The organism is Streptomyces sp. NPDC059718, from assembly GCF_042733315.1.
GTDB lineage: Bacteria > Actinomycetota > Actinomycetes > Streptomycetales > Streptomycetaceae > Actinacidiphila.
The window spans coordinates 1-10,940 of sequence record NZ_JBHWGA010000096.1; the positions used below are offsets into that span (position 1 = coordinate 1).

At 63.2% G+C, this 10,940-nt stretch carries 14 protein-coding genes; 10 read left to right on the top strand and 4 right to left on the bottom strand.

Annotated elements, in window-relative coordinates; translation table 11 throughout:
- Positions 1-282 precede the first annotated feature (282 nt).
- The 4 genes from ACFV3E_RS45455 to ACFV3E_RS45470 all read right to left on the bottom strand — a co-directional run bounded on the left by ACFV3E_RS45455 (position 283) and on the right by ACFV3E_RS45470 (position 3,991).
- Entirely contained in the window at positions 283-444 is a 162-nt protein-coding gene (locus ACFV3E_RS45455; RefSeq protein WP_500542262.1) for a hypothetical protein, read from the bottom strand.
- Positions 445-1,056: 612 nt separating this feature from the next.
- The gene (locus tag ACFV3E_RS45460; RefSeq protein WP_500542264.1) at positions 1,057-2,907 is read right to left on the bottom strand and encodes a putative Ig domain-containing protein; all 1,851 of its coding nucleotides are present in this window, start codon (positions 2,905-2,907) and stop codon (positions 1,057-1,059) included.
- A 440-nt stretch (positions 2,908-3,347) separates the two neighbouring features.
- Entirely contained in the window at positions 3,348-3,680 is a 333-nt protein-coding gene (locus tag ACFV3E_RS45465; RefSeq protein ID WP_500542266.1) for an integrase core domain-containing protein, read from the bottom strand.
- A complete protein-coding gene (locus tag ACFV3E_RS45470) occupies positions 3,677-3,991 on the bottom strand; it encodes a transposase (RefSeq protein WP_500542268.1) in 315 nt (104 codons plus the stop codon). Before ACFV3E_RS45470 ends, ACFV3E_RS45465 begins: the two co-directional genes overlap by 4 nt.
- A 132-nt stretch (positions 3,992-4,123) precedes the next feature.
- Between ACFV3E_RS45470 and ACFV3E_RS45475 the strand changes: the two genes are divergently transcribed.
- The 10 genes from ACFV3E_RS45475 to ACFV3E_RS45520 all read left to right on the top strand — a co-directional run.
- A complete protein-coding gene (locus ACFV3E_RS45475; protein ID WP_500542270.1) occupies positions 4,124-4,321 on the top strand; it encodes a hypothetical protein in 198 nt (65 codons plus the stop codon).
- Positions 4,322-4,326: 5 nt separating this feature from the next.
- Positions 4,327-4,473, top strand: coding sequence for a hypothetical protein (locus ACFV3E_RS45480; protein ID WP_500542272.1), 147 nt, complete (start codon positions 4,327-4,329; stop codon positions 4,471-4,473).
- 150 nt (positions 4,474-4,623) lie between these two features.
- Positions 4,624-5,916, top strand: coding sequence for an IS21 family transposase (gene istA / locus ACFV3E_RS45485; RefSeq protein ID WP_500542274.1), 1,293 nt, complete (start codon positions 4,624-4,626; stop codon positions 5,914-5,916).
- 60 nt (positions 5,917-5,976) lie between these two features.
- On the top strand, positions 5,977-6,747 hold the full coding sequence (istB, locus tag ACFV3E_RS45490; protein ID WP_500542276.1) for an IS21-like element helper ATPase IstB: 771 nt from the start codon (positions 5,977-5,979) through the stop codon (positions 6,745-6,747).
- Positions 6,748-6,792: 45 nt separating this feature from the next.
- Complete coding sequence (locus ACFV3E_RS45495; protein ID WP_500542278.1) at positions 6,793-7,035, top strand: hypothetical protein; 243 nt, start codon at positions 6,793-6,795, stop codon at positions 7,033-7,035.
- Between the two features lie 63 nt (positions 7,036-7,098).
- Positions 7,099-7,623 (top strand): ISAs1 family transposase, encoded by a 525-nt coding sequence (locus ACFV3E_RS45500; protein WP_500542280.1) that lies wholly within the window; start codon positions 7,099-7,101, stop codon positions 7,621-7,623.
- A gap of 561 nt (positions 7,624-8,184) precedes the next feature.
- The gene (locus tag ACFV3E_RS45505; protein WP_500542288.1) at positions 8,185-8,388 is read left to right on the top strand and encodes a helix-turn-helix domain-containing protein; all 204 of its coding nucleotides are present in this window, start codon (positions 8,185-8,187) and stop codon (positions 8,386-8,388) included.
- Between the two features lie 173 nt (positions 8,389-8,561).
- Positions 8,562-8,774: a hypothetical protein gene (locus ACFV3E_RS45510; RefSeq protein WP_500542282.1), complete on the top strand. Its 213-nt coding sequence runs from the start codon at positions 8,562-8,564 to the stop codon at positions 8,772-8,774.
- A gap of 75 nt (positions 8,775-8,849) precedes the next feature.
- Positions 8,850-9,071 (top strand): hypothetical protein, encoded by a 222-nt coding sequence (locus ACFV3E_RS45515; protein ID WP_500542284.1) that lies wholly within the window; start codon positions 8,850-8,852, stop codon positions 9,069-9,071.
- Positions 9,072-9,348: 277 nt separating this feature from the next.
- Positions 9,349-10,940: S8 family peptidase (locus tag ACFV3E_RS45520; RefSeq protein ID WP_500542286.1), on the top strand; the 1,592-nt coding region annotated here is incomplete at its 3' end.

A 10,940-nucleotide genomic window follows, 5' to 3' on the forward strand; every position in this document is an offset into this window, starting at 1 on the left:
GTCAGCACTCCGCATACCGGGCAGGGACTCGGAGCATCCCGGGTCCGTGCGACGACCCGGATCGCCTCACCGTCATCCGCCACATCCTCGATGACCAGAGCAGAGAGACCTGAAAAAACCGTCGCTACAAGGGAGTTGGCATCTCGCATACAACGTCAACGACGCCCATCACCCGGCGTCACCACCGACTACGGAACAGAGCCGAACGTTTTACACTCCCGGTCTGATGGAGGCTCGATTCCCTGAGAGGATCGAGCCTCCATCAGACGCGGAGCGGTTCAGTTACTGATCCTTGGGGTCGGCTTGACGGGCGGGCGGCTGGCAGTGCGGGCAGAGTTCGTGGCTGTCCTGGGTGGTGATGACGGTCCCCCATCCGAGACAGTTGGCGCAGTCGCGCGCGAGGATGGGGTCGGCGTGGGGTGCGTGGCTGGCCGCGTCAGTCATACGGCGTTTCCTTCGATGAGTCCCGTATGTGACCTTTAAATCTTTTGCAGATGCGTGGCCGCGATTATCCGCTGACCGTCACCATGACATCATATTCTCTCTGCCCTGGTGAGCATGGCATCGCCTCCCCACAGGAACTACGGTGGGCGGTGATGTGAGCGGTACCAACGAGCCGCGCGGTGAAGCGGGCGGAGGAGACTCCGCAGCCGCCTCCCGGAGGGCACGTTCCGCCGGGCGAGCTGCCAGCTCCGGCGAGGGGGGATAGGATCTGTGGGGCAGAACTGACTGGCGTCGACCAGTAAGTGCTGTGCAGCCGGACAATCAGCGATGCGCCGGTGTGCATCCGTACCGTGGCGCCTGCGGCTCGCTCATCAAGGACGGTCAAGCTGGGCGACGCAGTGTCGAGGGCGGGGTGGGTTGAGGTGGAGCCGCAAGCGCTTGCTGCTCCGGTGGCCAGCACGACGGTCAGCACCGCGCTGGCGGTCGACTGGGGGCGCCGACGGTTTAACTGCAGGCCCATGTGCCCTCCTGAGCCATCGTGTGCCGATGTGACGAGGCTGCGGGGGGAGACACCTTCAGGGCCCGTTCCCGCAACAGTTCCGCAGAGCTACATCAGGAGACGTTGACCGCGGTGTCGTCGATCACGAAGCTGGTCTGCAGCGAGGAGTCCTCCGTGCCAGTGAACTTGAGGGTCACCGTCTGACCGGCGAAGCTCGACAGGTTGAAGGACTTCTGGACGTAGCCGGAAGCCGCGTTGACATTGGAGTAGGTGGCCAAGGTGGTGCTGCCGACCTGCACCGTCAGCTTGTCGAAGGCGGTGCTGGTGGTGACCTCCGCCGTATCGATATGCAGGTAGAAGGAGAGGGTCGCCGCGCAGCCAGCAGGGATGGTCACCGACTGGGACAGGGTGTCAGTGTGGATGCTGCCAAAGCCGTTCAGCCAGGCGTCCCAACTGCCCGAGTGGGCAGGCTCGCTGCTGGAGTTATTGATCACGCCGGTAGTGGCGGTCCAAGGCGAGGCAGTTCCGGTCTCGAAGCCTGGGTTGCCGAGCTTCTGGCCGGAGCTGGAGCATCCGCCGCCGAGGCTGTTGACCGTCCAGTTGAAGGAAGTGCTACCGGTGGCTCCGGTGTTGTCCCTGGCGGTGACGGTGACCGAGGAGGTGCCGGCCGTCGTCGGGGTGCCACTGATCAGGCCGCTGGAGGAGATGCTCAGCCCAGCCGGGAGCCCGGTCGCACTGTAGGTGAGGGTCTGGCCGGGGGCCGAGTCAGAGCCGGTGATCTGCAGGGACACGGGGGTACCAACGGTGCTGCTCTGGTTGCCTGGGTTGGTCACCGTAACCGTGTTGCCGTGGGTCAGGATGGTGTGTGAGATGGCGCACGAGTTGGTGTCGTTCGACCATGAGGCCTGCTCGGCGAAGGTGCCAAAAGTACCGAACGAGATGTTCGCCGCGCCGCCTGCGGTGCCCGGCCGGAGCCAGGCGCACTCGTCGGAGTTCTCTTGGCCGTCGAACGAGCTGCCGGTGTGGTTGGTCCAGCCACCGGCCGGGTTCTGGTCCGACATCATCTCTTGCCACTCGTGGCCGAGCGTCATCGTGTAGCCGTCGAGAGTTCCGGGGCTGTTGACGAAGCCGACACCGCACGCGCTCTGGCCGGTAACGAAGAAGTCCATGTTGTACGGCTGGTTGCTGAACGCGATGTCACCGAATGAGGACGTCACCGGCCCGCCGGTGAGCAGGCTGTCGCCGTTCCAGTCGTGCCACGCGCAATACCCGGTGTTCAGGTTCTGGTAGTCGTCCGGGTTGGTGCCGTGCGGCGACAGGACTACGTAGTAGGCGTTTCGGTTTGACGCCGGCGTGGTGTTGCCGAAGTGGGCTGCGGCGTTGACGGCCTCTACCCCGAGCTGGTGTCCGGTGGCCTGAGCAGGTGAAGCCGTGGAGTTGTCGTACCAGACGCCTGCCAGCACGCCGCCGCTTTGATAGGGGATGTACTGAGAAGCGGGAAGGTTGGTCGGGCAGCTTGTCGCTCCGATGGCAACACCGGGGCCGTCGCACCACTGGGTGAGATCGGCCGACCATGTCTCCCCATTGGTGCCAATGCCCTTGAACATCCGCTGAGCTGCGCTGGCGGCGGCGTCTGGGTCGCCGGAGAACGCAAGGTTGCCCTGGGCATCAGTGCTCTGGGTCCCCCACTGCGAACCATAGAAAACTAAGTACACCTTGGACTTGGAGCCACGATTCACGCCGATGCCATCGATACCGCCGCCGTACGACAAGGTCTGCGGCCCGGTTACCGCTGGGGACACGTGGCTGGCGGCCCAGACCTTCATCTTGGCGTTCTGTTGGAGGGTCGGTATGACGCCGTGCCGGTACGGGTGCTGGTGCGCCGGGCTGTAGGGGTTGACGACAGGGTGGCCCGGCACCGGGTCCGGCGTCGCGGCCATCACCTGAGGTGCGACAGCGAACACGGCTGCAGCACCCAGGGTGAGTGACGTGAGGCTGGTGATCGTTGTCTTAACTAGACCACGGAGATGAGTATTTACCATTGGGGCCATTTCCCTTCAGTCTGCCTTTATGTCAACTCGAGGTAGGCTGAAATTGAGCCGCAGATGCTGACGCAATGTTCAACCCTGGCAGTCATAGGGGCCGCGTTCGGCAGGAGACAAGCCCGCGAAAACGCAACCCCTTACAGATAGGCTCTGCCGTCCTGCGGCGACTCCAACCGTTACTCCGCCGACACAGCAGTGAGGCTGGAGGTTCACATCCTTCCGAGGTGGCGACACTTCATACTCGCTTCGCCACAGCCGAGTTGACAGTAAAGAGCCTGACGATGAACAGTCAACAGTCCTGTTCAGCAAGCTTCAACTCTCGAGCTATATGAGTAACGATTACTCACACCGATCCTGCGTCAAGTAACCGGCACGTTTCTGAGTTCAGTGAGGACGCAAGGGTCGATCTGACCGGTGTTGACGTCGTGGGGCCGGTTCCAGGAGAGTGTCTCGTGCGGGTGGACCGCGTTGTACTTGAGCCGGTAGTCCTCAGCGTGGCAGACCAGGTCGAGGGCGTCAGGAATCTCTTCCAGGAGCAGCTTCTCGTACTTCAGCGAGCCGAAGCTGCCCTCGCGTGACCCGTCCTGCCCCGGTGTGCGGACGCGGGTGCGGACGTGCCGCCAGGTCCGCTCGGGCACGCCGATCAGCCGACAGAACCTCGCGGTCGGCATGCCCGCATCGCTGCGGATCACCTCGAGGTCCTCGAAGGGCCCAGCCGGCCCTCAGCGGACTTCTTCCACACCCGCAGCTCGACTGCGGCCTCGCCCAGCGCCTGCCTCAAGTCCGCAACCTGGTCCTCAAGTTGCTGTTCCCGGCTGCTGGGGCCGGACTTGCCCGCTAGGCCGGCCCGGCCGGACTCCAGGAACTGACGCTTCCAGTTCCCGATCGACTGCTCGGACACCTTCGCCCGCCGCGCGGCCGCGGCGACGGTCATCTCACCGGCCAGGATCGACAGCACGATCCGGACCTTCTCCGCCGGCGGCACCGCCGGCGGCCTCACCACGATCGATCAGACTCCTTCACAGGTCAGGACCCCAGGGTAATTGCAAAGTCGGGTTGATCTTGCAGGTGTGCTGGTCACGGCGGTGTGACGATGTCCAGCTGGTGCGATACGAACGCAACGAAGCCCCCGTTGATGCGAGTGACCTTGCCAAGTCGCCTGCGCCAACCGGAGCACGGCAAGAGCGCCCGAGGCTCGCGTCATACGGACACCCCGGCAGCGCACCTGCTCGCGGCGATGACCGGCACCGGGATGACGGTCACCCAGCTGCGGGTGCCGGACAAGACGAATGAAATTACCTGCTTCGCCGCTCTGCTGGAGCCTATGACCTGACCGGGGTGACGGTGACGGCCGACGCCCTGCACACCCAGCGTGACCACGCCCGCTTCCTCGTGGAGACCAAGAAGGCGCACTACGCGTTCACCGTGAAGAAGAACCAGCCGGTGTCGGGGTACGAACTCATCTGCTCAGCCACGTACGAGTGAACGTGCTCAGGTCTTCGGCGTGTCGTGAGGTGGTGATCGGCAGTCTTTCGCGTGTCCTGCTGGACGTGTGAAAGGCGGTTGAGGGTGGTCTTGGACCCGCAACGCTGGTTGGAGCTCCGGCGCTTTCGGGCTCTGCATCAGTCGGGCGCGATGACCGTTTCGGAGATCGCCCGTGAGACCGGTCTGAACCGCCGGACCGTCCGCAAGTACCTCTCCGACCAGGCACCGCCCGTTCCGCCGAGCGTGAGTACGCGTCGAGGCACTCGCCGGCAGGTGGTGGAGGGGGTCGCCCCGCTGATCGACGCCATGCTGCGAGCCGAGATCCTTATCAAGGGGACGGTGGTCCACGAGCGACTCGTCAGGGACTACGGCTTCACGGGCAACTACCAGCGGATCAAGCTCTACCTGCAAGAGGCTCGCCCCAGTATCGCCGCCGAGCTGGGCATTGGGCCAGGTGAGCTGGCCGGCCTGCACCGCCGGTTTGAAGTGGTCCCTGGAGCCCAGGCCCAGGTCGACTGGGGCGACGAAGGACGAATCCTGGCACACCTGGGGGTCCCGAAGGTCTACTCCTTCCACATGGTGCTGTCCTACTCACGCGACCCGTTCTGTTGCTTCACCACGAGCCTGGACATCGCAACGTTCTTTGACTGCCATCGCCGAGCCTTCGCGCACTTCGGCGGTGTCCCCGGAGCGATCGTCTACGACCGCACCAAGACCGTGGTCCGCCGGCACGTCGCCCCGGGTGAGGCAGTGCCGCTGCATCCGGAGGCGGTCGCGTTCGCCGGACACTACGACTTCGACGTGCTGGCCGCCTACCGGCCACAGGGCAAGGGCCGTGTCGAGCGCCAAGTCGCCATCGTCCGCGACCATGTCCTTGCCGGCCGCGCGTTTTCCTCCCTCGACGAGCTGGACGCCGCGTTCACCGCGTGGGTGCCGATGCGCCGCTCGCGCACCCACCGCACTCACGGCGAGGTCATCGGGATCCGTACGGTCCGCGATCACCTCGCACTGCGGCCGCTGCCGCCCACCCCTTACATCGTCACTAAGCGGCACCTGCGGCCGGTCGGCAAGGACTGCCTGGTCGCCTTCGACGCCAACCTGTACTCGGTGCCGGCCCGCAAGGTTCGCCACCACCAGCTCGTCGAGATTCGGGCCTCGGCGGCCACCGTCGCCCTGCACGCCACCGTCCCCCGACGCCGAGGGCGGCACCCTGCTGGCCTCCCACCCGAGGGCGGTCGGCCGGGGCGCCCGAGTGGTCGACGAAACCCACTGGGACGGCCTGCCCGACGGCCACACGCGCCGCGTCACCACCGGCGATCCGGCCCTGGTCCGGCCCCGCCGCGAGGCCGCTTTGCAGGAGGAGGCCAGCCCGCTGCAGACCTTGCTGAAGCAGGCCACCGCCGCCCAGGTCGAGGTCGGACGCCGGCCGCTGTCGGTCTATGACCAGTTCACCGGAACCCGCCCCTTCACCACCGCCATCCCCGACATGCCGAAGGACTTGCGTTGAACGAGCTGGTCACCAAGCGCATCCGCACCACCGCCGTCAAGCTCGGCCTGCCCCATCTCGCTGCGGAACTGGACTCCTTCGCCCACAGGGCCGACGCCGCCACCATGGGCTACCTCGACTTCCTCGACCTGGTGCTCGGAGAAGAGCTCGCTGTCCGCGACGAACGCCGGGTCCGCCAGGGCCTGCGGCTGTCCAAGCTGCCGCACCACAAAACATTGGATGACTACGACTTCTCGTTCCAGCCCGAGCTCGACCCACGCAAGATCAAGGACCTGGCCACTCTCTCGTTCGTCGAGGCCAAGGCGAACGTCGCTCTACTGGGGCCGCCCGGAGTCGGCAAGACACATATCGCCGTCGCGCTTGCAGTCGCCGCCTGCCGGGCCGGCTTCAGCGTCCACTTCACAACCCTCGACGACATGGTCCGCAACCTGAAGACCGCCGACGCGATTGGCCGCCTGGCCCGCAAGATGCATACCTACCTGCGGCCGGGCGTCCTCGTGGTGGACGAGGTCGGCTATCAGCCCCTGGAACGCGCTGAGGCGAACCTGGTCTTCCAAGTGGTTTCCAAGCGCTACGAGAAGGGCTCCATCATCCTGACCTCCAACAAAAGCTTCGGCGAATGGGGACAGGTGTTCGGTGACGAGGTCCTGGCCACCGCGATCCTCGATCGACTCCTCCACCACTGCGAAGTCGTCCCGGTCAACGGCCCCAGCTACCGGCTGAAGAACCGACTCGCCGCCATCGACGGGGACGCCGACGTCGCCTGAGCAATCCCCTTCGCGGCGGCTGCGGTCGCCTGGGATCATCCAGTCATGCGTCTGATCGCCGATGGGAGCACCGCCGCCTCGCGCTTGGTACTCGTGAACGAACTCGAAACCGATGACGGATACGCCTTCGAGTTGGCCAGCCCCCTGTTCCTGGCAGTTGGCGATCGGGTCACCTTCGAGAACAGCAACTTCGTCGTCGCTCGCGCGAACGGTGAACGACTCCGGCCCGCCGGCTCCTGGTCCACACACTGTCGGATCGGTTACCACCGCCCCGCCACCGCTCCTTGAGGTCGGTGGCTTGCCGCAACCACCTCAGCCACTGAGCACGCCACTTCGTACTCAACTGGGCACGTGACTCAGTACCCCGACAGCCGGGACTATACGAGCAGCTTCGGACCCTGCCCTGGGGCGAGGCAACGGCAAAGTTCTACGACCGGTCTAACCGGCCACGGACGTCTGGAGACCCGCGTGGTGCAGGCACTGACCGTTATCGACCTCGGCGTTGACTTCCCGCACGCCGCCCAGGTCATCAAGATCGTGCGGCACCGCACCTCGACCAGAACCGGAAAACGCACACGCGAGACCGTCTACATCATCACCGACCTGACCAGCAGGCAGGCCGTCCCCGAGCGGATGGCGAAGATCGTGAGGTCGCAGTGGGTGATTGAGAACCGACTTCACTTCGTGCGGGACACAGCCTTCCGCGAGGACGCTTCCAAGGTCCGCACCGGATACGGGCCAGAGAACATGGCCACCCTCCGCAGCTTCGCCATCAACCAGCTCCGCGCCGCCGGCCACACCAACATCGCCGCCGGGCTCCGCGAGATGGCACTCCGCCCCTTCGAGCGGCCACTGGCTCTCCTCGGGCTCAGCTGACCAGCACTGATCCAAGGCCATCAGACTTTGCAATCGCCCTGGGGATGCTCGCGGAGTTGACCAAAGGCAGGCGGGATCAGCAATGATGCGTCGGCAGGCACGGTCTTCCACTCGGATCACGGGGCGTCGAGAACTCCATGATCTTGGAAGCCGTGCCTGTCACATTCCCCGGACCCCCGCCCAGCCGACGGATCGTCACGAACCGGACGCCAAGCGACTACGCCGAAGCCCTGGGGGGCAGCTTCAGAGTATCTACTACTCTTGCCTGTCGGCAGTAACTTTTTATATTGTCTTGTCAAATTTCTTTATGACTGTGAGGCTCTCAACAGTGGACTGGGTTACTAGGAAAGTCCTGCGTAATGAGCTGCCAGATGAATCGATGGAGGAGACTGGTTGAACTGGAAAGGATGCGGCTAGCGTCTCATGATCCCATTTATGGAATTTTTAGCATATTTGATCGTTGAGGGCCGGTATGGATCTCTCCTCTGAACAGATGGCTGAACCAGGGAATCTGGCGGGTTGTGTAATGTGCAAGCTGATGTGGCCCTTCAGGCGCGGACCGTGCTGCGGTCCGCCGAGGGGCGGCGTCGTAAGGAAATTGCCGAGCTCGCCGGGATGGCGCCGGTGACGGTGGACCGATGCCGAGCCCGATATGCCGAGGGTGTGGCCGGGCTGGAAGAGAAGAAGCGTGGCGGACAAGGTGCTCAAGTGCCGCCGCGGACGCGTGCCCGGGCTCTCGTATCGGTCGACGCGGACGCTCGCTGATCACTTGAAGCGGCGCGAAAGCATCTCGGTTTCGTGCATTACGTCGCTCGGATCCGGCGGGAGGAGCATCTCAAGCCCACCGGTCAAGTACCTTCAAAATCTCGAAAGATTCGGCGTTCGCGGAGAAGGTCGCCGACGTCGTCGGCCTGCACCTGGCTCCGCCCGGTGGCGCTGTGGTGCTGTCGATCGACGAGAAGACGCAGGTGCAGGTCCTGGACAGGATCCAGCCTGTGCTGCCGGTGGCCTTTGATGTGAGCGAGAAGCGGATCCACGACTACGTTCGGCACGGAACCACGAACCTGTTCGCCGCACTCAACGTCACGACGGGTGAAGTGCTCGGCGAGTGCCAGCCGAACCGGAACGGCGCGACCTTCCTGCCTTCTTGAAGAAGGCCATCAGGCCGCACACGGGGAAGGAGCTCTACGTCATCCTGGACAACCTATTCACACACCACACCGGAAGTGAAGGCGTGGCTCCTGAAGAATCCGCACGTTCACTTCCATTTCACGCCTGTCGGTTCCTCGCCGTTGGACCAGATCGAGATCTGGTCCGGGATTCTGACCCGGCAGTCCATCCGTCGCGGCACGTTCACAAGCGTCAACGTGCTGGTCAAACAGATCCGTGACTACATCAACTCGCGGAACGAGGACGCCAAACCCCTTCACTTGGACCGCCATCGCTGACGAGATCCTCGCGAAGGTCCGCCTCGTCCAGGGTAACGCCAAGAAGCTCGTGGCAAATAACTCGAAATGACGCAAACAGGATCACGAGACATTAGCACCCCCTCGAAATCGTTTCGGTCGTGGGCGACTCGAGAGTGCAGCGAAGGTTATTCGAGGAATCACCTTCAAATGAGTGGCCGCATTTTCAGATTCATGCCCAGTGGATGACAGTGAATATTCTTCTTAATGGAGACCTGTTAAGATGTTTAGATCGAGAATAACAAAGGGTGGTCGCGATGTGGCCACGGCCCTTGCTGTGCTGATCCTTGCCGGCGCCTCACCAGTTTGGGCAAATTCGGGGAGTTCTCACACCTCATCAATCCTGGGAGAGAACTCTGGCGCGGGTCTTCCTGGTCACTATATCGTTCGTTTAAAGAACACCTTAGATGTGCATGGAGAGGTTGCTCAGGAAGCTGCACTATCCATCACGCGTAAGTTTAATGGAAAACTGGGCGAAGTGTGGGATAGCGGGCTTTTGGGCTTCACTGTTGACGTGAATTCGGCGGGCGCCAAGAAGATTGCGGGTGACCCTAGGGTTTCCTGGGTGGAGGAACAGCAGACCTATCATGTCGAAAGTGATCAGACCGCACCGCCGAACCGTGGCTTGGACCGGATTGATCAGCGAAGCGGCTTCGGAAATTCACATTATCTCTATCCGGCACCTGCTGCGTCTGGGGTCCACGTCTATATCGTTGACAGCGGAATTCGAACCAGTAACCCCGAGTTTGAGGGGCGAGCCACCTATGGAACCAACACAACTGGGGGCGACCCGGCGAACGCTGATGACTGCGCTGGGCACGGCACCAAAGTGGCCGGGATCGTGGGCAGTAAAGACTACGGTGTCGCCAAGAAGGTCAGTCTCGTTTCTGTGAAGGTTTTCGGCTGCAGCGGAACCGGAGCAGAGCCGCAAGTTGTCAACGGCCTGAAATGGGTAGAGACCCATGCCATCAAGCCCGCAATCGTAAACTTGAGCCTGGGGCCATCTTGTGCGAATTCCATTGCCTGCCCGCCGGGAACTTCTCAGAGTATCGTCGACGAAGAGCAAGCCTTACTCAATCTTGGCATCCCAGTTGTAACGGCTGCGGGGAACGATGACTCAAACGCCTGCTTTAATCCTGTCGGCGCCACACCTGGCACCATCAATGTTGGCGCGACACTGATAACCGATGATAAACTCGGCATTTCCAGCTGGGGCCCGTGCGTGGACATCTGGGCGCCAGGAGGGGGAATCACATCCGTGGGCGGTGTACATAAAGATCCCGCAGGGGTGCTCGACCCCGACCCCATCAATGACGACGGAACCTCATTTGCCGCGCCTCACGTGGCCGGTGCTGTGGCCCTGTTGATGGGAACTCCGCAGTTCGCGAATGCCACGCCTGCGCAGATCTCCGCGCAGATCGATGCGAACGCGACCTTGGGGAAGCTCTCGTGGGCACAGGCCACTGAGTCCCCGAACAAGCTGCTTTACATTCCATCGATTCAGGAGGGTTCGTCTGTTGCTGTGGCTAAGATCAGCTCGGGGACTCTGTCCGGGGCGTTGGAGGCGTTTGGTGCCGACGCCGGCGGGAAGATGCTCTTCGCTTCCCAGACCGCGGCCAACGCGGGCAGCTGGACGAACTGGACCCCGTCCGTTCAGGTGGGGTGGCTGAGCACCGGGGCCGACAACAATGCCGACGGCACTATCGAGCTGATCGGGGTGACCCCGTCGAACCAGGTGTGGCAGCGGCAGTCCCGCGTCGGCACCCCTCCCTTCACCAACTGGAGCCAGCTGACCGGGCCGCCGATGCAGTCGGTCGCGGTTACACACAACAAGAACGGCCTGGTCGAACT

Coding starts and splice junctions, on each gene's coding strand:
- ACFV3E_RS45455 (WP_500542262.1), bottom strand. CDS start 444: ATGACTGACGCGGCCAGCCACGCACCCCACGCCGACCCCATCCTCGCG.
- ACFV3E_RS45475 (WP_500542270.1), top strand. CDS start 4,124: ATGCGAGTGACCTTGCCAAGTCGCCTGCGCCAACCGGAGCACGGCAAG.
- istA (WP_500542274.1), top strand. CDS start 4,624: ATGACCGTTTCGGAGATCGCCCGTGAGACCGGTCTGAACCGCCGGACC.
- ACFV3E_RS45495 (WP_500542278.1), top strand. CDS start 6,793: ATGCGTCTGATCGCCGATGGGAGCACCGCCGCCTCGCGCTTGGTACTC.